Source organism: Ensifer sp. LC11, assembly GCF_001695835.1.
In the GTDB taxonomy this organism is placed as follows: Bacteria; Pseudomonadota; Alphaproteobacteria; order Rhizobiales; family Rhizobiaceae; genus Ensifer.
In genome coordinates this window covers 199,593-224,493 of record NZ_MBSO01000045.1, presented here as the reverse complement: position 1 = coordinate 224,493, position 24,901 = coordinate 199,593, and the positions used below count along the sequence as shown (strand labels likewise).

The following is a 24,901-nucleotide window of genomic DNA, read 5'->3' as shown; positions in this document are numbered from 1 at the left end:
TCAGCAAAGCCGAGCAGCCCTCATGTCCGCGCCAATCCTTGACATCGTCCTCGAAGACCCGAGCAGCGACGACCTGCGCAGCATCGTCGCGCCTCTGGACGCCTATAATGACGCCCATAGCGGCATGGTCGATCTTCCCGGCTTTGCGATCGTGCTTCGCGATCCGGAGACGAAAGTCGCGACCGGCGGGCTCTATGCGACGGACGGCTACGGCTGGGCCTTCATCCGCTATCTCGCCATTCCCGAGCAGTATCGCGGCCAGGGCCTTGGCCGACGCCTGATCGAGGAAGCGGAGAAGATCGCGCGAGATCGTGGCTATGTCGGCCTCTGGCTCGACACCTTCGAATTCCAGGCCCGGCCTTTCTATGAAAAGCTTGGTTTCGAAGTCTTTGGCGAGCTCGAAGGCGGCCCGGGCGCAATCGCACGTTACTTACTGAAGAAGCGGTTCTGAGCTCCCAACGCGAACACGGCAATCAGATCTACGCCAATATCTCGCAGTCAGCCCCGTCGCCCAAGGCGTCGCGCACCAAGAGACCGCCATCCCGTGCGTTCCCAGTCACATGGTTCGATCGCCGCAATTTGGCTGCTGCGTTGCCTCTTGCAATGAAATCCGATTGGTTCATGATTCCGCTGGAGTGGGGCCGTAGCTCAGTTGGGAGAGCGCCGCAATCGCACTGCGGAGGTCGAGGGTTCGACTCCCTTCGGCTCCACCATTCGGGGGATGTCCAGACCGGAGATGTAGGCAGCAACTTACCCTCGAACATCGAACGCCGCTCGCTCCGACCTACCGGCGCGCCCAAACGTCGGCGTCTGTCGTTGACAAGAGCAGCCGATCCGAAGCCCTCGTGTCGGCCGCTCCCTTCCCCCAGCAACGCGACCGGCGTGTCTTGCAGAAAGAACTGTTGAACACATGACAGTGATCGGCATGCTTGCTGGACTTCGGAACGAAAGCGCGGTTCACATCGTTAACCAACCTTTCGCTCACCCCGCACCAAGTGGACGATACACCGTGCTTGCCGCCCTGCTTATCGCTTCGATCGTCGCATCCCCCAATATGCCTGATGTCACGCTCAGTGCCGCCAGCGTCGACGAACTGCAGACCGATTTCGAATCGGCGGTTCCCTGTCACCAGATCGACGGTCGCAATGTTTGGAAAGGTGCAATTGCCTACTACATCCAGTCCTTCGTCTATGACGGAGACACGCCGGTGGCGACCGATGCGGCGGACGCGGTGCTGCCCGAAGACAACAGCGCCGAGACGGTAAAGGAGTTCGAGGACGCCTGCTCCGGAGCACAACCGGTCTGATTCTCGAACGAAAGGCCGCCCACACATCGCGCGAATCAGCTGGCCTTTCTTGCGCTCAAGCGTTCCCACGGAACCTCTCCACGCACGCCAACAGCGCCAAAGCATCCATTTTTGGGCCTTTAAAGCGGCATCGACGCCCCGCCCGGCGCAATTCACGGAATTTTAGGCACTTGCGGAACACATATGGAACAGATAGTGTCTGTTCTTGATTTGTTTCATGCCTCTCTGGAGCGTGCCATGCTGACCCGCAAGCAACAGGAATTGCTTCTGTTCATTCACGAGCGAATGAAGGAATCGGGCGTGCCGCCATCATTCGACGAAATGAAGGATGCACTCGACCTCGCATCGAAGTCCGGTATTCATCGGCTTATCACGGCTCTCGAAGAGCGCGGTTTCATTCGCCGCCTTCCAAACCGGGCGCGCGCGCTCGAAGTCATCAAGCTTCCCGAGGCCTATGCCTCCAATCAGCAGCAGCCGCGTCGCGGCTTCTCACCAAGCGTGATCGAGGGCAGCCTCGGCAAGCCGCCGGCAGCACCCCCTGCCCCACCGAAATCAGCACCCGTCGCCGACAACGCCTCGGTGTCCGTGCCGGTCATGGGACGAATTGCCGCCGGCGTGCCGATCTCGGCCATTCAGAACAACACCCATGACATAACCGTGCCGCTCGACATGATCGGCAGCGGCGAGCACTACGCCCTTGAAGTCAAGGGCGATTCGATGATCGAGGCCGGCATCTTCGACGGCGACACGGTGATCATCCGCAATGCCACAACCGCCAATCCCGGCGACATCATCGTGGCGCTGGTTGATGACGAGGAAGCGACGCTGAAGCGCTTTCGCCGCAAGGGCGCATCGATTGCGCTCGAGGCCGCCAACCCTGCCTATGAGACGCGGATCTTTGGTCCGGATCGCGTAAAAATCCAGGGCAAGCTTGTCGGGCTGATCCGGCGCTACCACTAAGTCCCAGGGCAATTCCAGGAAGGGCGTGAAACGGCTTCCCGTCCGGAATTGCATAGTCTCAGAACCTTGGATCCTTTCACTTGTTTGGTGAAACAATGAAATGATCCGGAGAATTGCTCAAAAAGAAAAACTCGCTGCGCTTTGCTGCAGCGAGGTTCTTCTTTTGGTCGGCTCAGTGGCCCTTGGTGGTGGCCCTTACTCGTGGATCGAGTATTCGCCGAGTACGCAAAGATCCTGCGTGTCCTCGGTCGTATCGAGGCCGGAACCTTCCTCAAATTCAAAGCGCATGTCGTACTTGCAGACATCACGGCCATCGGCGATCGTGATCTCCATGTTTTCGCCCGGGTTCAGAACTTGCCGACCGAAAACATCGTCTTCCCATTCGTTGACGCCCACGGGGGACGTGTAGAAGTTCGTCAGTACGGCACTGGTGTTGTTCTTAAGCTTGAACACTAGGTCTTCTGCGCGCGCCTCAAATGTGGTCGCGGCCAAGCATCCCAGGGCCATCAGGACAAGTCTCGTCTTCATGAATGCCATTGCCTCCGTTTTGGATGTGGACGGACGCTATCGAAGCGGCTGATGTCAGCGGAGTCATCGTTCCCCCTCTACCGATTGCACCGAGCGATAAGATCCGACCAACACATGGCAGGCCTGGCTTGCGCGGGCGTGTGGCGGCGAAGGTCAATCGGTGTGCCTGCAGATTAAGCGCGACCTGCGCCAGAGGTGAGACGTTGGGGCGCCGGACCCGGAATGACTGAACTGCGCGCGTTTACGCCTCAACCATCACCGCGCCTGCTGATCGCGTGGGGAGACGGCGGCAATTAAGGAAGTTGCGCGATGTCGAAGCGGTTCTTGAAGAATAGCGCCAGGGCGGCCACCCCGCCAAAAAACCGATTATCGCCACATAGGGCCATTGCTCTGTCAGAGCATCGCTTAGCCCGCCTTCAACCTTGAAGCCGGCAACGTTGATCGCAAACTGCACGATCAACTGCCTTCCGAATAGCATTGCCCACCGCAAAGGAGACGATGTTGAGCGGCATGACGATACCGAGCTTGCAATCATCCTTTCGAAAGGAAGCGAAAGGATAGACGTCGAAGTTCTACACGCGGAATGCCGAGCACGCCCCGCCTGGCACTGCGGAGCGCCTCCAGGATCACGCGGGACGGCGAACATCTGCTGGCGCCTGGGGACAATGAAAAGAAGGGCCTAAGAACGACGTGCCACGCACAAAGGGAAGTATGCTACCTGGCGGATTTCGGGCGGAAAACTCTCGCCATAAGTCCAATATCCAGGTGTGGCTTTGGAGGCCTCGCCCGGAATTGAACCGGGGTACAAGGATTTGCAGTCCTCTGCGTCACCACTCCGCCACGAGGCCTCAGCGCTCGGATAACTGAGCGTTGGCGCGGATTTAGAATGATTGCAGAAAAACCGCAAGAGGCATTTTCTGAAAAACGCACCACCAAATTTTCAGAGCATCGCTTTCCACAGGGCGTGATGGACCAGCGCGGTTATTCACCGGGAAGACAGTTCAACACCACGGCGTCGCCTGGCCTGTCCATGGCCGAACCAGGCCTTCAGAGATAAGAACCCGCCCAAGCGATTGATCGCCGCGGGTGACCAGCCGCAGTTTTTCACCGGCCTTGGCATCCTGCCGCGCAGCCGCGGCCACCAGCCTGAAATCGCCTGCATTCAGCAATTCGCGCAGCCGCTGTTTGGCGTAGAAGCCGCGCGAACGCTCCTTGTCGCAACTTGCCTGGCGGATTCTCGGCGCATCGATGTCTGCCACCCGGATCGTCTCGCCGTGGTAGAGGAAAGTGGCGCCGTCGATCACGCAATTGTCGTTGCGGATCCCGCAGAAGTAAAATTGGTCCGTCCTGACGGATGCCGTGCTCACCTCCCCGTTCGGCCGCACAACCGGTGTCGGCGCAGTGACGCCGACGTCGACGGCCGGCACCGGAGCGGCAAGTGCGACTTTCGTCGCCGGTTTCGGTCTGTGACTTTCCGCTTGCCGTACGGGACGCTCGTCCGCTCTCTGCACGGCGCGAACGGGCTTCGGTTTTGATTCCTGGCGCGACGTGAATGCCATCACGTCCGAAACCACCGGCCAATGCCGCAGCTCGGCGCGATGATCATAGGCGGCCACGCCACCGACCGTAAGCGCGGCGGCCAGATACCACGGCGCCATTCCGGCTGATTTGCTCCCGCTTCGGCCAGAGCTCTTGCGTCGACGTTTGGTAGTGGCTTTGGCCATGCGTCCCCATCCTGATTCACGACTGCATTATGCGATGGATGCGTTGCCGAAAAGTTTTCGACAGGCTCCCCAACACAGGCGTGCTGCTCCGCAGAAATGCGATCGGCAACAAATCCGGGATCGAAACACAGGCCTCGGCGACAGCGATCAGATGAAGGTCTTCATGTTCTGCCAGGGATGCCGCTCTGGTGGCACCGGGCCATCAACCCTTCGAGGAATCGGTGCGCCCACGCCAGCGCGCCCACCAGACCGCCAAGCGACGGCGGCGACGGCGAACGGACGGGATGTCATGGGAAAGCACGATGAGACCGAGCGGAATCATCCAGAAGCCGAGCACCGGCAGAAAGCCGAGAAAGCCGCAAAAAATCAGCAGCGACCCCAACAGGATGCGCAGCAACGGAGAGTCGGGCAACGCAATACGCCATTTGCCAAGCACGATCTGGCGCGTCTGCGGATCAATGCCGAAATGCGTCTGCTTCCTGTTTTTGCTCATCATTCCCTATCCGGCGTGTTTTCCAACAATTGGGGGCTTCTCCACAGCCTCGCAACCAAACTTGTCATTTTTTTTGAAAAAACCGCTTGGCAAATCAGAAAAGCATGCGTATTAGCAGCCTCACTTCTGAAGCGCACAGCAAACAGCGGCGCGGATGATCCCTGGTAGCTCAGCGGTAGAGCATTCGACTGTTAATCGACAGGTCGCCGGTTCGAATCCGGCCCGGGGAGCCAGTTTCAAAAAGAGCCATTTGCAGAGATGCGAATGGCTCTTTTTCATTTTGCACCTATGTTCCCCGCGTGATCAATCCCAATCCGCAAACGGTACCCATGACAAAGGCTCAAGCGGCGCCCATCATTGTCTGGTTCCGCAAGGACCTGCGCCTTGCCGACAATCGCGCCCTTGCGGCAGCAGCAGGCGAAGGCGCCGTCATCCCGCTCTATATCCGCGAGCCTGTTGAAAGCGGCAACGGCCCACTTGGTGCCGCGCAGCTTTGGTGGCTGCACCATTCGCTCGAGGCCTTAGGCGGCCGCCTTGCGCAGCGCGGTTTGCAACTGATTTTGCGTTCAGGAGATCCGCTTGACGTGATCGGCGACCTTGCGCGGGCGACGGGCGCCGATCGCATCTATTGGAACAGACGCTATGACCCTGCCGGCATCGCCACCGATGCTCCCTTAAAGAAGACGCTCGTGGCACAAGGCATTACTGCCGAGAGTTTTGCCGGGCAATTGCTGCATGAGCCCATGCGTCTGCTCACGACGACGGGCGGCCCCTACCGTGTGTTCACACCGTTTTGGCGCGCGCTTGGATCCAGAGGCGAGCCGGCAGCCCCGATCGACGAGCCGCACCATCTCGCCGCGCCGCAAGCCTGGCCCATGTCCGAACGGCTCGACGATTGGTCGCTGCTGCCAAAGAAGCCCGACTGGGCGGCAACCTTCGCCGAGGTTTGGACACCAGGGGAGCAAGGCGCTGCCGCGCGCCTCGAGGACTTCATCGACGGCAAGCTGGACGACTATAAACGCGACCGCGACTTTCCCGACGCCAACGGCACCTCTCTGCTTTCTCCTCACCTCGCCTTTGGCGAAATCTCGCCGTCAAAAATCTGGCACGCGACAGCACGGCTACCGGCGGGCGCCGGCGAAGGCGTCGCCACCTTCCGCAAGGAACTCGCCTGGCGCGAATTTTCCTACCATCTGCTGTTTCACTATCCGGAGCTGCCCGCTCGCAATCTCAACCGCCGATTCGACGGCTTCCGCTGGATGAACGCTGACGATGATTTCACACGCTGGACCAAGGGCATGACGGGTTTCCCGATCGTCGATGCCGGCATGCGCCAGCTTTGGCGGCATGGCTACATGCACAATCGGGTGCGCATGATCGCCGCCTCCTTTCTGATCAAGGACCTGCTGATCGACTGGCGGCAGGGCGAAGCCTGGTTTCGCGACACGTTGCTCGATGCGGATCCGGCCAACAACGCAGCGAGCTGGCAATGGGTCGCGGGATCAGGCGCCGATGCCGCGCCCTTTTTCCGCATCTTCAATCCGATCCTGCAGGGGGAGAAGTTCGATCCCGATGGTCACTATGTAAAGCGCTTCGTGCCCGAGCTGGAGCGCCTTGCCGCCCGCTACATCCATCGCCCCTTCGCAGCGCCCGCGACCGCCCTTGAGAAGGCCGGCATCAAGCTCGGCACGACCTATCCGAAGCCGATCGTCGATCATGCCGTCGCACGGGATCGTGCGCTTGCGGCCTTCCGGGAAATCACCAGCGCGGCGAGAGAGGCGTAGCCGGCAGAGACCCCTCCGGTAGAATTCCTCAGTTGGCGTCTCGCCCGATTGCAGCTAGGCTCACGCTGCGGATGCAACAGCTTGAGGGGGTGGTGTATGCGTGAATTCGAACCCGACTTTGCCGCATTCGACGGGGCGGTAACGTTGTCCTCTGACAATCTCGCAACCGCCTTGCGGGACTTCCCGTTCAAAGCACGGATGGTGCTTGGGGCACTGGTGCATCTCCAGGTGGGGACACTGATGCTCTCTACCCCCGACGGCCGCAAGCTGGTGATCAACGGCACGAGAGCCGGTCCCCGTGCGATACTCGCCCTCAACAACTGGAACCTGCCGCAGCGGGCGATATCGGGCGGCACGATCGGCGTTGCCGAAAGCTATATCGATGGCGACTGGGATAGCCCTGATGTCGGGGCCTTTCTCGAGCTTTTCCTCGTCAACGCCGAAATCGGCAGCAATTTTCCGAACCGGGCGCGTGGTTTCCTGCGCCTCCTCGACAAATTCCTGCATTGGCGCCATGCCAACACCCGGTCCGGTGCGCGCCGCAACGTTTCGGCCCACTACGACCTTGGCAACGCCTTCTACAGCGAATGGCTCGATCCGAGCATGACCTATTCCTCCGCGCTCTACGCCACAGGCGCCAACGATCTACGCTCCGCACAGAAGGCCAAGTACCGCGCGCTCGCCGAAGCGACGAACCTGCGCGCCGACGACCATGTTCTGGAAATCGGCTGCGGCTGGGGCGGTTTCGCCGAATTCGCGGCAACCGAAGTCGGCTGCAAGGTAACGGGGCTTACGATTAGCCGCGAGCAACTGGCCTTCGCCCACGAGCGCATGCGACGGGCCGGCGTTGCCGATCGGGTCGAACTGAAATTCCAGGACTATCGCGAAGAGAAGGGCACCTATGACCGCATTGTCTCGATCGAGATGTTCGAGGCTGTCGGCGAGAAATTCTGGGCGACCTATTTCTCGCAGCTCAAGCGATGCCTGAAGCCCGGCGGCAAGGCCGGTCTGCAGATCATAACGATCAAGCCCGAGGCCTATGAGGAATACCGCTCCAATCCGGATTTCATCCAGAAATACGTCTTCCCGGGCGGCATGCTGCCGACGCGCGAGCATCTTATCGAGCTTGGCCGCAATGTCGGTCTGCGCATGATCAACGACTTCGGCTTTGGCATCGATTATGCCCGCACGCTTGGCGAATGGCGGGAACGGTTCTGGTCGGTCTGGAACAGGATCGAGCCGCTCGGCTTCGACCTGCGCTTCAAGCGGCTTTGGGAGTTCTATTTCTATTACTGCGAAGCCGGCTTCCGCGCCCGCAACATCGACGTCCGGCAGATCGTTTTCGAATGAGAACGCTTGCGGCGCGTCTTTACCCCGTCCCGCTTAATGCCTAAGAGGCGGGCGGTCCGATCCAAACTGTTTTTGAAGGTTCCGCATGCGTCTTGCATGGTTTTTCCTCGCGCTCGCCATCGCGACTGAAGTGGTGGGCCTGACGGTGATGAAGGCCGCTTCCACAAGCGGCAACTATTTCGGCCACATCGTCATGTATGTCTCGATCGCGCTTTCCTATGTCTTTCTGGCGAAGGCGGTGAAGACCATTTCGGTCGGCGTCGCCTATGCCATCTGGGAAGGCTCAGGCGTCGCGATCATCACGCTCGTCTCTGTCTTCGTCTTCGGCCACGTGCTGACGGGGCGCGAAATGCTGGGGCTGTCGATGGCGATCATCGGCATCCTTCTCGTCAATGCTGGCGAGCGCCACGATGAAGATGAAGTCTCGGCAGAAGGAGCAGCCAATGAGCGCGCCTAGCATCTACTTCGTTCTGGCCGTGCTTGCGGGCATTCTCGACGTCGCGGCCAACCTCGCATCGACGAAATCGGAAGGTTTTGCCCGCCGCGGCTGGGGCGCGCTCTCCATCCTGCTGGTGCTTGCCGCCTTCGCTCTGCTGGCCGAAGCCACCAAAGGCATGGAACTGGCGATCGCCTATGCCGTGCTTGGCGCAACCGGTATCTTCGGCACGGCGATCTGTGGACGGATCCTCTTTGGACAGAAGCTCAAGCCGATTGGCTGGGCCGGGCTCGCGCTCATCTTCGGCGCGGTGCTGGTGCTTCACACCGCCTGATGCCGACGCTCGCCTGGGCCGGCGCGCTTTGCCGGTCCCGCCGCCTCGGCGCTGCCGGCCGTCAGCCACTTGAGAAGGCCGAAATAGAGGCCGTAGGGCAGCAGACGCATGAGTTTCACCGCATAGGCGAAATGCCGCGGGAAAGCGATTTCAAAGCGCTTCGACTTCAAGCCGGCGACGATCCGATCAGCGGCCTCGTCAGCACTGAGCATGGCAGGTCTCGGAAAGCGAATTCTCGCCGTTCCAGGCGTGTCCACAAATCCCGGACAAATGATCTGCAGCCGGATGCCGATCCGGTCGAGATCGAACTTCAGGCTTTCGGCCATGTTGATCAGCGCAGCCTTCGAGGCCCCGTAAGCGGCACTGGTGGGCAACCCGCCATAACCAGCGGCCGACGAAACGATGGCGATATGGCCGTGCCCTTGAGCCTTCATATGGGCGACGGCCGGCAGCAGACAGTTGACGACGCCGTTGACGTTGACCGCAAAACTCGTCTCGAAAGCTTCTCTATGGAGGTCGTCGCCTCGGACTGACAGCGCGACCCCGGCATTGAGCACAACGAGCGCAAGGTGGCCGTGGTCATACTCGATGGCGGCCATCACCCGCTCCATGTCGTCCGGATCGGTGACATCGCCATCGAGCACGGTGATCCGCCCCTCGCCTGCCGCTTCCTGCTGCAGCTCCACCAGTTTCTCATGGCTTCTGGCGGTAACGACGACCGAATAGCCGGCGCGCACCAACCGAAGCGCCAAGGCGCGCCCAATTCCCGCACTCGCACCCGTAACCCAAGCCAGTTTCCGTTCCGGTTTCGTGGAATTTACACTCATCACCTACTCCTCGGCACGCGCCGGGAAACACGCACACATCGCTACGGGGCAGGACAACGCGCCTGGCCCCAGACCAAATCCTCTCCTATCGCAGCAGCGCTTGCCGCCATTGAGCGCTCCCATGCCCCGGAGACGATTTTTGTTCGGGACAGAGCGGCAGCGAAACGCTATTTCTTGCCTGAAGTGCAGGCTGAGCCGAAAACACGCCAACATTTCGGCGATCCGAGATCGTTGTCGCTAATCGCTGGTCGCCGCTTAATTTTACCTGGTACGTGCCGCCCTGCTGCGGCGTCTGTCCTCAAACACGAGGTTCTGCAAATGGCCATTCTACCGTCCGTCCTCGAAGCGATCGGCAACACGCCCCTGATCCGGCTGAAATCCGTGTCCGAGGCAACAGGCTGCACGATCCTCGGCAAGGCCGAGTTCCTGAACCCCGGACAATCGGTGAAGGACCGTGCGGCGCTGTCGATCATCCGCCATGCGGAACGCACCGGGCAGTTGCGGCCGGGTGGCGTCATCGTCGAGGGCACTGCCGGCAACACCGGCATCGGCTTGGCGCTCGTCGGCCAGGCCCTCGGCTATCGCACCGTCATCGTCATTCCGGAAACCCAAAGCCAGGAGAAAAAGGACGCCATACTGCTGCTCGGGGCCGAACTCGTCGAGGTGCCCGCCGTTCCCTACAAGAACCCCAACAACTACGTGAAGATCTCCGGCCGGCTCGCCGAGCAACTGGCCAAGACCGAGCCGAATGGCGCCATCTGGGCGAATCAGTTCGACAACGTCGCCAACCGCGACGCGCATGTGGAAACCACGGCACCGGAAATCTGGCGCGATACGGATGGCAAGGTCGATGGTTTCATCTGCGCCGTCGGCTCCGGCGGAACCCTTGCCGGCGTCGCGCTGGGGCTCAAGGCGAAGAACCCGGCAGTCAAGATCGGTCTGGCGGACCCCCAAGGGGCTGCACTCTACAATTTCTATACCAACGGCGAGCTGAAATCCGAGGGCAGCTCGATCACCGAGGGCATCGGCCAGGGCCGCATCACCGCCAATCTGGAAGGATTCACACCGGATTTCTCGTACCAGATCCCCGACTCAGAGGCGGTTCCCTACGTCTTCGACCTGATCGAGCGCGAGGGCATCTGCGTCGGCGGCTCGACCGGCATCAACATCGCCGGTGCCGTGCGCCTCGCCAAGGAACTTGGTCCCGGACATACGATCGTGACGATCCTCTGCGACTATGGTAACCGCTATCAGTCGAAACTCTTCAACCCGGACTTCCTCACCTCCAAGGGACTGCCGGTACCGGCATGGTTGAAGACGTCTTCCAACCTTGCAGTGCCATACGAATCAGTGGGATAGGAATGCGATGACCAGGACCGTGACTGCCCTTTTCCGAGACGATTTCTACCTCTCGACCTGCGAAGCAAGCGTCACGGCAATTCTGGAAGATGGCGGGATCGAGTTTGATCAGACCTGCTTCTATGCGACTTCAGGTGGACAGCCCGGTGATACGGGCTTTCTGGAACGTGCCGACGGCAGCCGCATCGACATTGCTGTTGCCCGTCACGGCGAAACCAAGGACATCATCATTCACGTGCCGGCCGAAGGTCAGCCACGGCCTGAAATCGGCGAGACGCTCGTTCTTCACATTGACTGGCCGCGCCGCTACCGGCTGATGCGCATGCACACCGCCTGCCATCTGCTCTCCGTCGTCTGTCCCTTCCCGATCACCGGCGCTTCTGTCGGCGAAGACGAGAGCCGTGTCGACTTCGACATGAGCGAGACGATCGACAGGGACGAGGTCACCACGGCGCTGATGAAGCTCATCGAGGAAAATCACCCGGTTTATGTCCAATGGATCACCGACGAGGAACTGGCCGGCAATCCCGGCATCGTCAAATCGAAGAACGTGCGCCCGCCGATCGGGCTCGGGCGTGTCAGCCTTGTCTGCATCGGTGAAGATTCGGCCATCGACAGCCAGCCCTGCGGCGGCACGCATGTGTCGGAGACCCAGGAGGTCGGCGCCATCCACATCGCCAAAATCGAGAAAAAGGGTAAGGAGAACCGCCGGTTCCGTATCCGCTTCGGTACGCCCGAAGATCGTGCATCAGTCTGAGTAGGAGCTGCGACCGTGACCACCAACAATAGCGCCTTTGTCGTGTCCGCCGATTGGCTGCAGGAGCGGCTCGGCGATCCGTCGATCCGGATCCTCGACGCCGCCTGGTACCTGCCGGCACAGAACCGCAACCCGAAGGCTGAATACGATGCCGGGCACATTCCCGGCGCTGTCTTCTTCGATCAGGACGCCATTGCCGACCACACAAGTGGCCTCCCGCACACGCTTCCGACACCGGAAGCCTTTGCCGAGGCAGTCGGTGCCCTGGGCGTCAGCGAGACGGACACGATCGTCGTTTATGATGGCCCCGGCATCATGACGGCGCCGCGCGTCTGGTGGGAACTGCGCATCATGGGCGCCAAGAACGTCTACGTTCTCGATGGCGGCATGGACGGCTGGAACAGGGAAGGACGCCCCGTCACCACGGACGTCCCCTCGCCCAAGCCGGCCACATTCAGGGCGAGTTTCACGCCGACGGCCGTGACCTCATTGGCCGAGATGAAGGACATCGTCGCCGGCAGCTCCGTCCAGATCGCCGATGCCCGCGGTGCAGCACGCTTCTATGGCGAGGAACCGGAACCGCGCGCCGGTCTGCGCTCCGGTCACATGCCGGGTGCCCACAGCCTTCCCTCGGGTGTCTTTTCGGAAAACGGCAAGCTCAAGGATCTCGCAGCACTCCGCCAGACCTTTGCCGACGCGGGCGTCGATCTTTCAAAGCCTGTGGTGACCACATGCGGATCGGGCGTTACCGCCGCCATCATCACGCTGGCGCTGCAATCGCTCGGCCATGCCGACAATACGCTCTACGACGGCTCCTGGTCGGAATGGGGCGGTCGAGCCGACACTCCGGTCGTGACCGGTCGAGAGTGATATCATGCGCACCCAGAAGCTCGCCCCACTGACGGCGCATGTGACCGAACTCGAAATGACGGCACCGCCGAAGCAGAGCCTGCCGATGCCGGTCAATATCCAGACCGCGATCTTGCGTGTCTCCGACATTCCGCTCAGCTACTATCGCTTCCTCTATCTGCGGGTCGGCAAACGCTGGCACTGGACCGAGCGGCTGCGGATGAGCGACGAAAAACTCGCCGAGGTGCTGGGCGACAAGCGGACGAGCGTGACTGTGCTCTACGTCAACGGTGCGCCGGCGGGGTTCTTCGAGTTGCACCAGGGTGAAGACGACATCGTCGAGCTTGTCCATTTCGGGCTGATGGAACATGCGCTTGGCCTCGGCCTTGGCAAGTGGTTCCTGCTGCAGACGCTGTTTGCCGCCTGGGCGCTCAACCCAAGCAAGCTGACGGTCACGACCAACAATCTCGACCACCCCCGCGCGCTCCAGCTCTACCAGCAGTTCGGTTTCTCGCCGGTTGCGACCCGGGAGGCGACCGTCGAACCTTTGACTGACGCCGAACTGCTTGGCCTGGCGAAAAGCCTCTGACGGACCCGACGCGGCAAGTTCCGGGTGTCGGAACGGCCGCGACCGGTGCAGTCTCCTGATCGAGCAATTCGGACCGATCAAGGAGATACACCATGCCGTTGCGCTACGTTCCAATGTCCGCCGACGACGCCCGCCGGATGCGGGAAGGCGAGCCAGATGCCTACGGCAATGCGCCGGAGCGACAGATTTCCGATGGCAGCGGCGTGCCATGTCGTCATTGCCTGGACTATGTCGAGGCCGGCGCGCCCTACCTGATCTTCGCGCTTCGGCCGTTCTCCTCGATGCAGCCTTATGCGGAAACCGGCCCCGTCTTCATGCATGCCGAGGTATGCCCCGCGCATGATGGCAAATCATTGCCGCCGATCCTGGTCTCGCGCGACAACTATCTCCTGCGCGGCTACAGCGACGACGAACGAATCGTTTATGGAACCGGCGACGTCGTTGCGAGAGACGATCTCGAAACCAGAGCGAAAGAACTGCTTGCGCGTTCGGACGTCGCGGCTGTGCATGTGCGCTCGACCCGATACAATTGCTATCAGTGCCGGATCGTCGGCGCTTGACGCATTGGTAGCAATCGGCCCGGCATTTTTGCCGGGCCGCTGCAATTCTTCATCAATCAGGCGACGTTCAAGACAGCCTCGGGCGCATAGGCGTCATAGCCGAGCGCTTCGGCAACCGGGCCGTTGGTCACGCGGCCACGGTGAACGTTGAGGCCGGCGCGAAGGTGGCGATCCTCAGCGATCGCCTTCAGCCCCTTGTCGGCGAGCTGCAGGCCATAGTGAAGCGTGGCGTTGTTCAGCGCATGCGCAGAGGTCACCGGCACGGCGCCCGGCATGTTGGCGACGCAGTAGTGAACGACACCGTCGACCTCATAGGTCGGATCGGAATGCGTGGTCGCATGCGAGGTCTCGAAGCAGCCGCCCTGGTCGATGGCGACGTCGACGATGACCGCGCCCTTCTTCATGCCGGTGAGCATCTCGCGCGTGACGAGCTTCGGAGCCGCTGCGCCCGGAATGAGCACGGCACCGATAACGAGATCGGCGGAGAACACTTCTTCTTCGAGCGCATCGATCGTCGAGTAGCGCGTGTGCACCCGTCCGGCGAAGAGATCGTCGAGCTGACGCAGGCGCGGGATCGAGCGATCGATGATGCTGACGTCGGCGCCAAGGCCGGCCGCCATGCGCGCGGCATGCAGACCGACGACGCCGCCGCCGATAACAGTGACCTTCGCCGGAAGCACGCCAGGTACGCCGCCAAGCAGGATGCCACGGCCGCCATTGGCTTTTTGCAGCGAGGTCGCGCCCGCCTGGATCGCGAGACGACCGGCCACTTCCGACATCGGCGCCAGAAGCGGCAGCCCGCCGCGTTCGTCGGTGACGGTTTCATAGGCGATCGCCGTGACGCCGGAGTTCAGCAGACCCTTGGTCTGCTCCGGATCCGGCGCCAGATGCAGATAGGTATAGAGAATTTGGCCTTCGCGAAGCTGCGCCCACTCGGAGGGCTGCGGCTCCTTGACCTTGACGATCATGTCCGACTTTTCGAACACTTCCTTTGCCGTCGCGACAATTTTCGCGCCAGCGGCACGGTAGGCATCGTCATCCGCGCCGATCCCTGCCCCGGCCTTGGTTTCCACGATCACCTCGTGGCCATGGGCAACATATTCACGCACCGAGCCGGGCGTCAGGCCGACACGATATTCATGGTTTTTGATTTCCTTCGGGCAACCGACACGCATCCTCGCGTTCCTCTCCTTTTTTAGGCATTTCGCCATTTGTAACGAGACATCCAAGCAAAACACGCAGTGAACCGAATGTCCTTGCAAAGACATGATCGGCGGGGCAATGATTTCGAAGAAAATTGCACAAATTCAGCCGAGATCAGGGGAAATCACGAATGAGCGAACTCGACGCCATCGATCATGCGATTCTGCGCATTCTTCAGCAGAACGGACGCATATCGAACGCCGATCTCGCGGCAAAGGTCGGGCTGTCGCCGTCGGCCTGCTCCCGCCGGGTCGATATCCTGGAAAAGTCGGGGACGATCGCCGGTTACCATGCACGCATCGCCCACAAGGCGCTCGATTACCAGATCATGGTAATCGTCCATATCTCGCTGTCGGGACAGTTCGCCAAGACGCTCGCCGAGTTTGAATCGGCAGTGAAGCTCTGTCCGAATGTGCTCGTCTGCTACCTGATGTCCGGCGAATACGACTACATACTAAGGGTCGCGGCCAAGGACTTGCAGGACTACGAGCGCATTCACCGTGACTGGCTTTCGGCCTTGCCCCACGTGGTCAAGATCAACTCCAGCTTCTCGCTGCGCGAAATCATCGATCGGCCGAATGTCGGTATCTGATGTCGTCGAGTGCTATCGGCCGACAACGCAATTGCGACCACGCCCCTTGGCTGCGTAAAGCCTGAGATCGGCTTGCGACAGCAGATCTTCGATCACCGTCCCGTCGGCAGGTGTCGACGAAAGGCCAATGCTCGCTGTCACCGGTCGTCCATCTGGCGTCGACAGCTGCTCGGAGACTGCGATCCGGATGTCGTCCGCACGGCGCAATGAGTCCGGATGAGCCATTGCCGGGCAAAGGATCACGAATTCTTCGCCGCCATAGCGAAACAGCCGATCCACCGGGCGCAACCTCGACTTCACCGTCTCGACCAGGCGCTGCAAGACACGATCGCCTTCCATATGGCCGAAGCGATCGTTGACCCCCTTGAAGTGGTCGACATCGATGATCATCAAGGTGACGGCTTCACCCTCGGCACTCGCCGCTCGCAGCATGTCCGGCCCCTCGACCTCAAACCGGCTGCGATCGAGCGATCCGGTCAAGGTGTCTTGGCCTGAACGCGACAGCAGATCCTCGTAGCGCTCGCGGAACGTCAGCGTGTTGAAGATATCGCCAAGTGGACGGTTCGACATGGCGAGCGACGGGTGGCGCGAAGCGTTAAGGTAGAGGCCGATGGCGATTGCGTAAAACGGAGCGGCCAGCATCTTTGCAAACCACCCGCCCCAAAACACCTCGGCCGGCGCCCCGTTCCACCAGCGAAGCGCTGCGTAAAAGGCCGCCTGATCGAAGGTGAGCACCAGGACGCTACAAACCAGAAAACGGGCCGTCGCGAAACGCCGCAACCACGGCCCCAGGCGCTCATAAAGCAAGATGATCATCAGCGAGTCGAGGTAGAGAATGGTCGTTCCCCAGACCATCAGCCAGCCCATTTCATCAATGAAGGCAAGGTCCGCGGAGCGTTGCGGCACAATCGCCACGGTGTCGTGCTCGCGCAACAGGAGGCTCAGCGCCACGGTCAGGAAATTTCCGGCGAGCAGACCGTAGATCGGCTGGCGCACCGTGGCTGCATCCTCCTTCACGTAAAGCAGAAGGATCATCATCAGCTTGCCGGAGAACAGCACAGCCGATCCGGGCGAAATCACGCCGAACGGCAATTGCACATAAAAGACCGCGGCCAGATAGGTTTCGATGAAGTGCATCACGCCGAGGGCTGCGACGAAGACACCAAGACCCAATCGGGCACGAAGATGCAAGAGCCCGATCATCGCCGTGACGTAGACCAGCGCCTCGCCGACGAAGAGAAGAAGGTTGGCGTTTGGCATGTGCTTGAAAAAGTTCCGTTTCCCGACGCAGGGTTAACCAGGAAGCTTAAAGAAAACTTTACTGGGAACGGACCGGCAGGCGGCTTGCGACTGCGAAAATCCGCCGCTTTCAGAAACGTCTGTGTTGCGGCATAGTCGCTGCCAACCCACCGTGGTTCGCACGTCAGCGAACAAAACTCCGGATTGCATATGCCGCACAATAGATCCGGATTCTTGATCAATGGAGGACCGTATGACATCGATGATATCCCCGCTCCACCTCACGCGCCGCTCGCTTCTTGCCGGGGCTGCGGCCACTTCGGCACTCGTCATGCTGCATCCGTTCTCCGCTCGCGCCGCGGCCAACCAGGCGCATCTGCGAATCATGGAAACGACGGACCTGCACGTCCACGTCTTTCCCTATGATTACTATGGCGACAAACCCAACGACACGGTCGGCCTTGCACGCACCGCGTCGATCATCGACGCCATCCGCGCCGAGGCGACGAACTCCATCCTCGTCGACAATGGCGACTTTTTGCAGGGCAATCCGATGGGCGACTACATCGCCTACCAACGCGGCATGAAGGATGGCGATGTCCACCCTGTTATCGCCGCCATGAACGTGCTCGGCTATGATTGCGGCACGCTCGGCAATCACGAATTCAACTACGGCCTGGACTTCATGTTCAAGGCACTGAACGGAGCCAACTTCCCGCTCGTCTGCGCCAACCTGACGAAGGGTGCCCTCGCGGCCAGCGCGCGTCAGGACGAACTGTTCCTGAAGCCCTACGTCATTCTCGACCGCAAGGTGAAGGATGGCTCGGGCGAGGAACATCAGATCCGCATCGGCCTCATCGGCTTCGTGCCGCCGCAGATCATGACCTGGGATGCGAAGCATCTTGAAGGCAAGGCCAATGCCCGCGACATCGTCAAGGCGGCTGAAGCCTGGGTGCCGCAGATGCGCGAGGAAGGCGCCGATATTGTCATCGCCCTCTCGCACTCTGGCATCGGCCAGCAGACCTATGCCGAGAATCTCGAGAATGCCACCATACCGCTGGCCGCGATCGAGGGCATCGATGCCATCGTCACCGGCCACAGCCACCTGGATTTCCCCGGACCGAAGTTCGACGGCGTCACAGGCGTCGACAACAAGAAGGGGCTGATTTCCGGAAAACCTGGCGTCATGGGCGGCTTCTGGGGCTCGCATCTCGGCCTGATCGACCTCTTGATCGAACGCGAAGGCGGTGGCTGGCGCGTGGTCAGTTCGACGAGTGAGGCGCGGCCGATCTATCGCCGCGAGGAAAAGAAGGTGATCGCCGAAGTCGCCGATAGACAGGATGTTCTCGCGGCAGCGCAAAAGGACCACGAGGCGACACTTGCCTATGTGCGCACGCCGGTCGGCAAGACCAGCGCGCCACTCTATTCCTACTTCGCGCTGGTCGCCGACGACCCGTCGGTACAGATCGTCAGCCAGGCGCAGACCTGGTACATCAAGGAGATGCTGAAGGACACGGAGCACCGTGATCTGCCGGTGCTTTCAGCGGCCGCCCCCTTCAAGGCCGGCGGTCGCGGCGGTGCCGATTACTATACCGACGTTCCGGCCGGCGACATCGCGATCAAGAATGTCGCTGATCTCTATCTCTATCCCAACACGGTCCAAGCCGTCATCGTCACCGGCGAGCAGGTGCGCAACTGGCTGGAAATGTCGGCCGGCATCTTCAACGAGGTCAAGCCCGGCGCCTCCGACGCACCATTGATCAACGGCAGTTTCCCGTCCTACAATTTCGACGTCATCGACGGGGTTACCTACCAGATCGACCTTTCAGTGCCGCCGAAATTCGACAAGGACGGCAACACGATCAACGCATCCTCGAACCGCATCAAGAACTTGCAGTTCAATGGAAAACCGATTGATCCGGCGCAGAAATTCGTCATCGCGACCAACAACTATCGGGCGGGCGGCGGCGGCAACTTCCCCGACATCACCGCCGACAAAGTGGTGTTCGTGGCGCCTGATACCAACCGCGATGTCGTTGTGCGCTATATTATCGATCAGGGCACGATCAACCCTTCGGCCGACGCCAACTGGACATTCGTGCCACTCGCCAATACGAGCGCAACTTTCGACAGCGGACCGAAAGCGCGGCAGTTCCTGGCGCAGGTAAGGGGTGTCACGATCGAAGATGCCGGTGATGCCGCCGAAGGTTTTGCCCGCTTCCGGATCAAACTCTAGACTTCCACCGATCAGATCGGGCCGCACATTGTGCGGCCCGCCATTCAAAGCGGATAGCGATGAGCCATCGGCGCTCTCGTGCGCCTGAATCGAAGCGGAAACTGGTCCGCGCGCGGCAAAACAAACCGACACATCACATTAGCAATATCGGTCAACGTTCTGAAAATAAAAGATATGTTGCCGCCGCTAAACCTGACGCGATTGCGCTTCGTCGGAAAACAGCGACGGGCCGGTCTGGTCGATGATCTGACGCCCCTTGCGCAGCGCCGCGTCAATCGCGTCCTGCTCAGAGGTGAAGAGATCGGCCCGGATGAAGTTGCGGACCTTGGCAGCGCCTTCTGGCGAAACCTTCTCGATGCTGCCCGCCAGACGGAACTGAGAGCCTTCGCGCATCGGCGTCGCGCGAATGGTGCAGTCGGCATAGGCCTCCGCTTTCCCGGGCGCTGCCTGCGCCTGATTTTCGGAAGTGCCGGAACGGCCGAACAATTTCGAGAAAAACGATGCCATGCCCAAGACTTAGACGCCGCGACCGACACTGTCAAAGCCTAAGTGCCGATAATGGACCGCGACGCCCGCATCCCCGTTTAGATGATGAGGTTTGAGAGGATCTCGTTCTCGGTGATGTCCTGGTAACGCAGTCCGGCGGCGTCAAACCGTGCCTTCAGCAGTGGAAAGTTCTCGGCGTGTCTGGTCTCGATGCCGATCAGGATCGAACCGAAATTCCGCGCCGATTTCTTCAGATATTCGAAGCGTGAAATATCGTCCTCATCGCCGAGGAGGTTGAGGAAATCGCGGAGCGCACCGGGTCGCTGCGCCATGCGCAGGATGAAATATTTCTTGAGGCCGGCGTGACGCATCGCCCGTTCCTTGACGTCGGGCAGCCGTTCGAAATCGAAATTGCCGCCGGAAACCACCGCCACGACAGTCTTTCCCGCGAGCGTCTCGGGGCCGAGCTCCTCCAGGGCCGCAACCGACAGGGCACCGGCCGGCTCCAGCACGACACCTTCGACGTTCAGCATATCGACGATCGTCAGGCAGATCGCATTTTCCGCCAAGAGCATCACCTGATCGGCGGAGAAGCGACGGAGCGCTGCAAAATTGAGATCGCCGATCCGTCCGACAGCGGCACCGTCGACGAAGTTGTCGACCTGATCGAGGGTTACGACGCTGCCGGTTTCAAGGCTCTCGCGCAGGCTGGGTGCGCCGGCGGGTTCGCAAAAGATGAAATGATCCGCTGCAACCACGTCCTTGAGATATCCCGTCACGCCGGCGGCAAGACCACCACCGCCAACAGGCAGAACAACAAGATCGGGCGTGACGCCGTCAGGCAGTTGCCAGGCAATTTCGGCGGCGACGCTTGCCTGGCCTTCGATGATATCGGCATGATCGAAGGGCGGCACCATGACGCCGCCGATCGCTTCGACATGATCACGCGCCGCCTTGTAGCACTGGTCGAAGATATCGCCGACGAGACGGATGGTGATGAACTCGCCGCCGAACATGCGGGTCTTGTCGATCTTCTGCTGCGGCGTGGTCACCGGCATGAAAACGACGCCCGGCACGCCGAAATGACGGCAGACAAAAGCAAAACCCTGGGCATGGTTGCCGGCAGAGGCGCAGACGAAGGTCTTGCCCGAAGCACCGTCGCCAATCGCCTTGCGGAAGAAATTGAACGCGCCCCTGATCTTGTAGGAGCGGACGGGCGACAGGTCCTCGCGCTTGAGATAGATGTTCGCGCCGTAGCGTGCGCTGAGGTGCTCGTTGAGCTGCAGCGGTGTCGGCGGGAAGATCTCCCGCAGGGCTTCGGTTGCGGTTTCAACATCGTGCTTCATCACGCGCGGTCTTCCGTTGAGGTGATCGATGGCCGTCGCTATTGCACATTGCCACACATGAAGCCATCGCTTTGACACGAATCGGGTCGCCGTGAAAAATACGGTCACACCCTATTCGGCCGGCACGCCCGCAACACTCTCCGGGAAAATGAACGCTTGAACGCCACCCTGATCCGGCATGCCGTCCATATCTCGGCGATCCTCGGCATCTACCTTGCCTGCGCGATGCTGGTGCCGGCGATGGTCGATCTCTATTACGGCCACCCGGATTGGAGCATCTTCGCCGCTTCGGCTTTCATGGTCGGCGGTCTCTCGCTTGCGACGTTCATGGCCACACGTATGGGTCCGCCGCCGTTTTCAAAGAAATTCGGCTTCGTCCTCGTCAACATGCTGTGGGCCGTGTTTTCGGTGGTGGGCGCAATCCCGCTATGGCTGTCTTCGCTGAAACTCGATTTTGCTCAGGCCTTGTTCGAATCCGTCTCGGCAATCACCACGACAGGTGCGACGGTGATCGTCGGCCTCGACGATGCCCCGCCCGGGCTCCTGGTCTGGCGCTCGCTGCTGTGCTGGCTCGGCGGCATCGGCATCGTCGTGCTTGGCCTGTTCATCATCCCCTATCTGCGCGTAGGCGGGATGTCGTTTTTCAAGATGGAATCCTCCGACACCAGCGACAAGCCCTTTGCCCGCCTCGCCAGCTTCAGCCGTGCCTTCCTCATCGTCTATGTCGTCATCACACTTCTGTGCACCATCGGCTACTTCCTGACGGGCATGAACCGGTTCGATGCCATCAACCATGCGATGTCGACGGTGGCGACAGGCGGCTTTTCTACCCATGACGCGTCCTTCGGCTACTTCGGCAGCATTCCGCTGCTTTGGACGGCGACCTTTTTCATGGCGCTCTGCAGCCTGCCCTTCTCGATCCTGATCGTGCTGGTGGCGCGCGGTCGGCTCGATGCGCTGCGGGATCCGCAGATCATCGTCTTTCTCGGCTATCTCTCAGCCTTTTCGATCGCGGTCGCGGTCTATCATCGCCTCGTCAACGGCGTTGAATTTCACCTGGCGCTCGCACACTCCTTCTTCAACATCACCTCGATCCTGTCGACCAGCGGCTATGCGAGCCAGGACTATACGCTTTGGGGTCCGTTTGTGGTCATGGCCGCCTTCATCGCCACCTTCATGGGCGGTTGTTCCGGTTCCACCGCCGGCGGCATCAAGGCTTATCGCTTCATCGTGCTCTTCAACGCGATCCGCTCCGGCCTCAACAAGCTCGTCTATCCCAACGCGATCTATGCGGTGCGCTACGGCAAGAACACCGTTGATGCCGACACGCAGCGCGCCATCTTCCTGTTCTTCATCACCTACATCCTGCTGTGGGTCCTTGGAAGTCTCGCCATGGGTGCACTCGGTTACGATCTGGTCACCGCGACGTCGGCAGTCATCACCTGCCTCTCGAATGTCGGCCCCGGACTCGGCAACATTATCGGGCCCGCCGGGAACTTCTCCACGCTCAAGGATCCGGAGCTCTACCTCCTGTCGCTGATGATGCTGCTCGGCCGTCTCGAGGTCTTGACGGTGCTGGTGATTTTGACGCCGGTCTTCTGGAAGCATTGACCATTTGCATGCCGGCCCTATCGTCTTGACTCGATGCGGCAAATGCCGAAAGTCGGTCGAGATCGGCGATGGGGAAACGTCATGGTGAAACATCTGCTTCTTCTGGCGGCGTTGGCCACCGCCACAACGCTGTCCACATTTACGGCTGCCCAGGCTGGCCCGCTTGCCGAAGCGGCAACACAGGCAGAAAAGCTCGCGGCATCGGGTGACACGGCGAAGGCCCATGACCTCTTGCGACAGGCAATGAGTGATTTCTCGCAAACGCTGCCCTTTGCAATCGGCAAGGCGGTTTTCGTCTCCAAGCCGCCGACCGGCTATGCCATGTACCAACCGCGCGACGGCTCCGTGTTCAAGTCCGGAGAATCGCTGATCTCCTACATCGAGCCGATCGGGCTGAGCTGGAAGGATGCGGCAACAAAAGGCCAGCTCGAAAGCCACTTCACCGTCGATTTCGATATCCTCAATCCGAAGGGCGATGTCCTTGCCGGACAGAAGGCGTTCGGGGATTTCACGTTCACCGGTTTCCTTAGAAACCAGGAAATCTATTCGACGCTGACGATCGACGTTTCCGGAGCACCTGCCGGCGACTACGTGCTGCGCTTCCATTTCAACGACGTCAACAGCGGCAAGAGCGCCAGCGTTGACCAACCATTCAAGATCGCCGGACCTTAAAGACCATGCCCCATGCAATAACGACCGTCGGCTTCGACGCCGACGACACACTCTGGCAGAACGAGCAGTTCTACCGGCTGACGGAAGCGCGCTTTGCCGATTTGCTGCGGGATTACACCGACACCGAACATCTGCCCGAACGGCTGCTCGCGGCCGAGAAGCGCAATCTCGGCCTCTACGGCTTCGGCATCAAGGGCTTTGTTCTGTCAATGGTCGAGACCGCCGTCGAGGTGACAGAGGGTAACGTGCCCTCCTCCGTCATCGCCGAGATTCTCGCCGCGGGACGCGAAATGCTCGTCCATCCGGTCGAACCGCTGCCCCATGTCAAGGAAACGCTCGACGCGCTTCACGGCCAGTTCCGTCTTGTGATGATCACCAAGGGCGATCTCTTCGATCAGGAACGCAAGCTGGCGGCCTCCCGCCTCGGCGATTATTTCGATGCCATCGAGATCGTCAGCGACAAGAATGTCGCCACTTACGACCGCATCTTCAGTCGCCACGGCGACGGCCCTTCAAAAAGCCTGATGGTCGGCAATTCTCTGAAGTCGGACATTGTGCCTGCGCTCGATGCCGGAAGCTGGGGCGTCTATGTTCCCCACGCACTCACCTGGGCGTTCGAGCACCACGACAAACCGGAGCATCACCCGCGTTTCCGCGAGCTCGAAGACCTCGGCGGACTGGCCGATCTCGTTCGCGCTTTGGAAGGCTAAGTCTCTCCGACCGCGTGACCTAGTACTGCCAACAAACCGTCGTGGCCGCCGAGACAAAGCTGCGTCCATCCCCTTGACGCGGCAGCGCAAGTGATTGATCTAGGAGCCATGCGGGCGTGGCGAAACTGGTAGACGCAAGGGACTTAAAATCCCTCGGCCTTGGCTGTGCGGGTTCGATCCCCGCCGCCCGCACCAGACAACCGGCTTCTCAGGACCACTTTGCGGCGCGCGTCTGCGCTTCCGCCCAGCGGTATGGGCGTTTACCTCGGTGAGAGGCGACCCTCAGTTGTTATAGTAGTAGCAATCGCATTCGGCCCGGTAGGCATCGTCGTGCCATACCCGGACGGCGAGTTTCGTTGCGCATCCCTGGTCTTCCAGCCTGAGGCCGAGAAGCGAGACCGCTGCCGCCTTCGAATTGGGGGCGTCCACCTCGATTGCCGATCCGACCTGGTGGACACCCTGCCGCGGGGTCCAGGTGAAGATCTGAACGCTGTAGTGCATCGAAAACCCTCCGTGGAGTGATGGTGTGCACGCACTGCTGTTGAAGAAGAGCGTCCTTGGTGCGTTCAGATGAACGCATGGGCGTTCTCGTGTCCGGATTGAGCCGGTGGTCTAAGGCCATTCAACCGTCTTCGACGGTCGCCTCCGGCCGGTCGCCGCCATCTGTGTGTTCGAAGTGCCAGTGGCCCTCTTCGTCCTGAAAGCTAATGTCTTCGTCATCGCCACCGACCTGTTGCTCGGCGGCGACCGCCTTGGCGGCGGCAACCGCCATGTCGCGGCTGGGAAAGGGTTCCGAATAAGCGTCGGCGGCCTTGTAGGCCCAGCCTCCGTCATGAGGAACGATGGTGTAAGTAATCCGCGCCATGCTTCTCTCCCGATAGCCCGAAGACGTTACTGTCCTCGGCGGGCCGTTGCCGCACGGCCCTGATTTTCCTCCTCGTCAATGGCAT

General features: G+C 60.6%; 27 protein-coding genes and 4 tRNA genes. 20 read left to right on the top strand and 11 right to left on the bottom strand.

All coding sequences use genetic code 11. The features are described 5' to 3' along the window. The first annotated feature begins 22 nt into the window (after positions 1 to 22). The 4 genes from BBX50_RS25085 to lexA all read left to right on the top strand — a co-directional run bounded on the left by BBX50_RS25085 (position 23) and on the right by lexA (position 2,266). Positions 23 to 451: a GNAT family N-acetyltransferase gene (locus BBX50_RS25085; RefSeq protein ID WP_065777996.1), complete on the top strand. Its 429-nt coding sequence runs from the start codon at positions 23 to 25 to the stop codon at positions 449 to 451. A 186-nt stretch (positions 452 to 637) separates the two neighbouring features. After that, positions 638 to 713, top strand: a tRNA-Ala gene (locus BBX50_RS25080). Between the two features lie 296 nt (positions 714 to 1,009). Then, a complete protein-coding gene (locus tag BBX50_RS25075; protein ID WP_139108442.1) occupies positions 1,010 to 1,306 on the top strand; it encodes a hypothetical protein in 297 nt (98 codons plus the stop codon). 237 nt (positions 1,307 to 1,543) lie between these two features. Further along, complete coding sequence (gene lexA / locus BBX50_RS25070; RefSeq protein ID WP_065777995.1) at positions 1,544 to 2,266, top strand: transcriptional repressor LexA; 723 nt, start codon at positions 1,544 to 1,546, stop codon at positions 2,264 to 2,266. Positions 2,267 to 2,461: 195 nt separating this feature from the next. Here the strand turns inward: lexA and BBX50_RS25065 are convergent, their stop codons facing one another. The 4 genes from BBX50_RS25065 to BBX50_RS30890 form a co-directional block, all read right to left on the bottom strand. Then, on the bottom strand, positions 2,462 to 2,794 hold the full coding sequence (locus BBX50_RS25065; RefSeq protein WP_065778035.1) for a hypothetical protein: 333 nt from the start codon (positions 2,792 to 2,794) through the stop codon (positions 2,462 to 2,464). 774 nt (positions 2,795 to 3,568) lie between these two features. Next, positions 3,569 to 3,642 (bottom strand) — tRNA-Cys (locus tag BBX50_RS25060). Positions 3,643 to 3,795: 153 nt separating this feature from the next. After that, complete coding sequence (locus BBX50_RS25055) at positions 3,796 to 4,452, bottom strand: thermonuclease family protein (RefSeq protein WP_139108435.1); 657 nt, start codon at positions 4,450 to 4,452, stop codon at positions 3,796 to 3,798. 268 nt (positions 4,453 to 4,720) lie between these two features. Further along, entirely contained in the window at positions 4,721 to 5,011 is a 291-nt protein-coding gene (locus BBX50_RS30890; protein ID WP_065778034.1) for a hypothetical protein, read from the bottom strand. A gap of 158 nt (positions 5,012 to 5,169) precedes the next feature. Between BBX50_RS30890 and BBX50_RS25045 the strand changes: the two genes are divergently transcribed. The 5 genes from BBX50_RS25045 to BBX50_RS25025 all read left to right on the top strand — a co-directional run bounded on the left by BBX50_RS25045 (position 5,170) and on the right by BBX50_RS25025 (position 8,915). After that, positions 5,170 to 5,244: transfer RNA gene (locus tag BBX50_RS25045), tRNA-Asn, on the top strand. A 96-nt stretch (positions 5,245 to 5,340) separates the two neighbouring features. After that, the gene (locus BBX50_RS25040) at positions 5,341 to 6,795 is read left to right on the top strand and encodes a deoxyribodipyrimidine photo-lyase (protein WP_065777993.1); all 1,455 of its coding nucleotides are present in this window, start codon (positions 5,341 to 5,343) and stop codon (positions 6,793 to 6,795) included. A 96-nt stretch (positions 6,796 to 6,891) separates the two neighbouring features. Then, positions 6,892 to 8,145 (top strand): cyclopropane-fatty-acyl-phospholipid synthase family protein, encoded by a 1,254-nt coding sequence (locus BBX50_RS25035; protein WP_065777992.1) that lies wholly within the window; start codon positions 6,892 to 6,894, stop codon positions 8,143 to 8,145. 85 nt (positions 8,146 to 8,230) lie between these two features. Next, positions 8,231 to 8,602, top strand: coding sequence for an SMR family transporter (locus tag BBX50_RS25030; protein WP_065777991.1), 372 nt, complete (start codon positions 8,231 to 8,233; stop codon positions 8,600 to 8,602). Next, positions 8,589 to 8,915: an SMR family transporter gene (locus BBX50_RS25025; RefSeq protein WP_065777990.1), complete on the top strand. Its 327-nt coding sequence runs from the start codon at positions 8,589 to 8,591 to the stop codon at positions 8,913 to 8,915. The genes BBX50_RS25030 and BBX50_RS25025 overlap by 14 nt, the downstream gene beginning before the upstream one ends. Here BBX50_RS25025 and BBX50_RS25020 read toward each other — a convergent pair. Then, a complete protein-coding gene (locus tag BBX50_RS25020) occupies positions 8,903 to 9,742 on the bottom strand; it encodes an SDR family NAD(P)-dependent oxidoreductase (RefSeq protein WP_083213798.1) in 840 nt (279 codons plus the stop codon). The two genes, BBX50_RS25025 and BBX50_RS25020, sit on opposite strands and share 13 nt — an antisense overlap. A gap of 318 nt (positions 9,743 to 10,060) precedes the next feature. On the opposite strand from BBX50_RS25020, the gene BBX50_RS25015 reads away from it, so the two are divergent. From BBX50_RS25015 to BBX50_RS24995, 5 genes are all read left to right on the top strand, one after another. Continuing rightward, positions 10,061 to 11,101: a cysteine synthase A gene (locus tag BBX50_RS25015; protein ID WP_065777988.1), complete on the top strand. Its 1,041-nt coding sequence runs from the start codon at positions 10,061 to 10,063 to the stop codon at positions 11,099 to 11,101. 7 nt (positions 11,102 to 11,108) lie between these two features. Continuing rightward, a complete protein-coding gene (locus BBX50_RS25010) occupies positions 11,109 to 11,858 on the top strand; it encodes an alanyl-tRNA editing protein (protein ID WP_065777987.1) in 750 nt (249 codons plus the stop codon). Between the two features lie 15 nt (positions 11,859 to 11,873). After that, positions 11,874 to 12,728, top strand: a complete 855-nt coding sequence (sseA, locus tag BBX50_RS30885; RefSeq protein ID WP_065777986.1) for a 3-mercaptopyruvate sulfurtransferase — start codon at positions 11,874 to 11,876, stop codon at positions 12,726 to 12,728. A 4-nt stretch (positions 12,729 to 12,732) separates the two neighbouring features. After that, positions 12,733 to 13,296, top strand: coding sequence for a GNAT family N-acetyltransferase (locus BBX50_RS30880; RefSeq protein WP_065777985.1), 564 nt, complete (start codon positions 12,733 to 12,735; stop codon positions 13,294 to 13,296). Between the two features lie 92 nt (positions 13,297 to 13,388). After that, entirely contained in the window at positions 13,389 to 13,856 is a 468-nt protein-coding gene (locus BBX50_RS24995) for a DUF1203 domain-containing protein (RefSeq protein ID WP_065777984.1), read from the top strand. Positions 13,857 to 13,912: 56 nt separating this feature from the next. Here BBX50_RS24995 and ald read toward each other — a convergent pair whose 3' ends face one another. Further along, on the bottom strand, positions 13,913 to 15,031 hold the full coding sequence (ald, locus tag BBX50_RS24990) for an alanine dehydrogenase (RefSeq protein ID WP_065777983.1): 1,119 nt from the start codon (positions 15,029 to 15,031) through the stop codon (positions 13,913 to 13,915). Between the two features lie 158 nt (positions 15,032 to 15,189). On the opposite strand from ald, the gene BBX50_RS24985 reads away from it, so the two are divergent. Further along, complete coding sequence (locus tag BBX50_RS24985; RefSeq protein ID WP_065777982.1) at positions 15,190 to 15,651, top strand: Lrp/AsnC family transcriptional regulator; 462 nt, start codon at positions 15,190 to 15,192, stop codon at positions 15,649 to 15,651. A gap of 12 nt (positions 15,652 to 15,663) precedes the next feature. Here the strand turns inward: BBX50_RS24985 and BBX50_RS24980 are convergent, their stop codons facing one another. After that, positions 15,664 to 16,911 (bottom strand): GGDEF domain-containing protein, encoded by a 1,248-nt coding sequence (locus BBX50_RS24980; RefSeq protein ID WP_065777981.1) that lies wholly within the window; start codon positions 16,909 to 16,911, stop codon positions 15,664 to 15,666. Between the two features lie 244 nt (positions 16,912 to 17,155). On the opposite strand from BBX50_RS24980, the gene BBX50_RS24975 reads away from it, so the two are divergent. Beyond that, complete coding sequence (locus BBX50_RS24975) at positions 17,156 to 19,126, top strand: bifunctional 2',3'-cyclic-nucleotide 2'-phosphodiesterase/3'-nucleotidase (protein ID WP_065778033.1); 1,971 nt, start codon at positions 17,156 to 17,158, stop codon at positions 19,124 to 19,126. A 186-nt stretch (positions 19,127 to 19,312) separates the two neighbouring features. On the opposite strand, the gene BBX50_RS24970 is transcribed toward BBX50_RS24975, so the two are convergent. Next, positions 19,313 to 19,633: an HlyU family transcriptional regulator gene (locus BBX50_RS24970; protein WP_065777980.1), complete on the bottom strand. Its 321-nt coding sequence runs from the start codon at positions 19,631 to 19,633 to the stop codon at positions 19,313 to 19,315. Positions 19,634 to 19,710: 77 nt separating this feature from the next. After that, positions 19,711 to 20,958 carry a threonine ammonia-lyase gene (gene ilvA / locus BBX50_RS24965; RefSeq protein ID WP_065777979.1) on the bottom strand — a complete coding sequence of 416 codons (1,248 nt, stop codon included), beginning with the start codon at positions 20,956 to 20,958 and terminating at the stop codon, positions 19,711 to 19,713. 156 nt (positions 20,959 to 21,114) lie between these two features. Between ilvA and BBX50_RS24960 the strand changes: the two genes are divergently transcribed. The 4 genes from BBX50_RS24960 to BBX50_RS24945 all read left to right on the top strand — a co-directional run bounded on the left by BBX50_RS24960 (position 21,115) and on the right by BBX50_RS24945 (position 24,146). Next, complete coding sequence (locus tag BBX50_RS24960) at positions 21,115 to 22,569, top strand: TrkH family potassium uptake protein (protein WP_065777978.1); 1,455 nt, start codon at positions 21,115 to 21,117, stop codon at positions 22,567 to 22,569. 81 nt (positions 22,570 to 22,650) lie between these two features. Further along, entirely contained in the window at positions 22,651 to 23,241 is a 591-nt protein-coding gene (locus tag BBX50_RS24955; RefSeq protein ID WP_065777977.1) for a hypothetical protein, read from the top strand. Between the two features lie 5 nt (positions 23,242 to 23,246). Next, on the top strand, positions 23,247 to 23,951 hold the full coding sequence (locus tag BBX50_RS24950) for an HAD family hydrolase (protein WP_065777976.1): 705 nt from the start codon (positions 23,247 to 23,249) through the stop codon (positions 23,949 to 23,951). A gap of 110 nt (positions 23,952 to 24,061) precedes the next feature. After that, positions 24,062 to 24,146, top strand: a tRNA-Leu gene (locus tag BBX50_RS24945). An 87-nt stretch (positions 24,147 to 24,233) separates the two neighbouring features. Here the strand turns inward: BBX50_RS24945 and BBX50_RS24940 are convergent. Then, complete coding sequence (locus BBX50_RS24940; RefSeq protein ID WP_065777975.1) at positions 24,234 to 24,452, bottom strand: hypothetical protein; 219 nt, start codon at positions 24,450 to 24,452, stop codon at positions 24,234 to 24,236. A gap of 121 nt (positions 24,453 to 24,573) precedes the next feature. Further along, entirely contained in the window at positions 24,574 to 24,816 is a 243-nt protein-coding gene (locus BBX50_RS24935; RefSeq protein ID WP_065777974.1) for a DUF2188 domain-containing protein, read from the bottom strand. Positions 24,817 to 24,901: the final 85 nt, after the last annotated feature.

Bases quoted from the DNA above. Each gene is read 5' to 3' on its own strand.
- BBX50_RS24950 (WP_065777976.1), top strand. From the start codon at position 23,247: ATGCCCCATGCAATAACGACCGTCGGCTTCGACGCCGACGACACACTC.
- BBX50_RS25055 (WP_139108435.1), bottom strand. From the start codon at position 4,452: ATGGCGCCGTGGTATCTGGCCGCCGCGCTTACGGTCGGTGGCGTGGCC.
- ilvA (WP_065777979.1), bottom strand. From the start codon at position 20,958: ATGAAGCACGATGTTGAAACCGCAACCGAAGCCCTGCGGGAGATCTTC.
- BBX50_RS25035 (WP_065777992.1), top strand. From the start codon at position 6,892: ATGCGTGAATTCGAACCCGACTTTGCCGCATTCGACGGGGCGGTAACG.
- BBX50_RS30880 (WP_065777985.1), top strand. From the start codon at position 12,733: ATGCGCACCCAGAAGCTCGCCCCACTGACGGCGCATGTGACCGAACTC.
- BBX50_RS25085 (WP_065777996.1), top strand. From the start codon at position 23: ATGTCCGCGCCAATCCTTGACATCGTCCTCGAAGACCCGAGCAGCGAC.
- BBX50_RS24980 (WP_065777981.1), bottom strand. From the start codon at position 16,911: ATGCCAAACGCCAACCTTCTTCTCTTCGTCGGCGAGGCGCTGGTCTAC.
- BBX50_RS24970 (WP_065777980.1), bottom strand. From the start codon at position 19,633: ATGGCATCGTTTTTCTCGAAATTGTTCGGCCGTTCCGGCACTTCCGAA.
- BBX50_RS24995 (WP_065777984.1), top strand. From the start codon at position 13,389: ATGCCGTTGCGCTACGTTCCAATGTCCGCCGACGACGCCCGCCGGATG.
- BBX50_RS30890 (WP_065778034.1), bottom strand. From the start codon at position 5,011: ATGAGCAAAAACAGGAAGCAGACGCATTTCGGCATTGATCCGCAGACG.
- BBX50_RS25065 (WP_065778035.1), bottom strand. From the start codon at position 2,794: ATGAAGACGAGACTTGTCCTGATGGCCCTGGGATGCTTGGCCGCGACC.
- BBX50_RS24940 (WP_065777975.1), bottom strand. From the start codon at position 24,452: ATGCACTACAGCGTTCAGATCTTCACCTGGACCCCGCGGCAGGGTGTC.
- BBX50_RS25040 (WP_065777993.1), top strand. From the start codon at position 5,341: ATGACAAAGGCTCAAGCGGCGCCCATCATTGTCTGGTTCCGCAAGGAC.
- BBX50_RS25015 (WP_065777988.1), top strand. From the start codon at position 10,061: ATGGCCATTCTACCGTCCGTCCTCGAAGCGATCGGCAACACGCCCCTG.
- BBX50_RS25010 (WP_065777987.1), top strand. From the start codon at position 11,109: ATGACCAGGACCGTGACTGCCCTTTTCCGAGACGATTTCTACCTCTCG.
- BBX50_RS24985 (WP_065777982.1), top strand. From the start codon at position 15,190: ATGAGCGAACTCGACGCCATCGATCATGCGATTCTGCGCATTCTTCAG.
- BBX50_RS25025 (WP_065777990.1), top strand. From the start codon at position 8,589: ATGAGCGCGCCTAGCATCTACTTCGTTCTGGCCGTGCTTGCGGGCATT.
- BBX50_RS25030 (WP_065777991.1), top strand. From the start codon at position 8,231: ATGCGTCTTGCATGGTTTTTCCTCGCGCTCGCCATCGCGACTGAAGTG.
- BBX50_RS24935 (WP_065777974.1), bottom strand. From the start codon at position 24,816: ATGGCGCGGATTACTTACACCATCGTTCCTCATGACGGAGGCTGGGCC.
- BBX50_RS24955 (WP_065777977.1), top strand. From the start codon at position 22,651: ATGGTGAAACATCTGCTTCTTCTGGCGGCGTTGGCCACCGCCACAACG.
- ald (WP_065777983.1), bottom strand. From the start codon at position 15,031: ATGCGTGTCGGTTGCCCGAAGGAAATCAAAAACCATGAATATCGTGTC.
- lexA (WP_065777995.1), top strand. From the start codon at position 1,544: ATGCTGACCCGCAAGCAACAGGAATTGCTTCTGTTCATTCACGAGCGA.
- BBX50_RS25020 (WP_083213798.1), bottom strand. From the start codon at position 9,742: ATGAGTGTAAATTCCACGAAACCGGAACGGAAACTGGCTTGGGTTACG.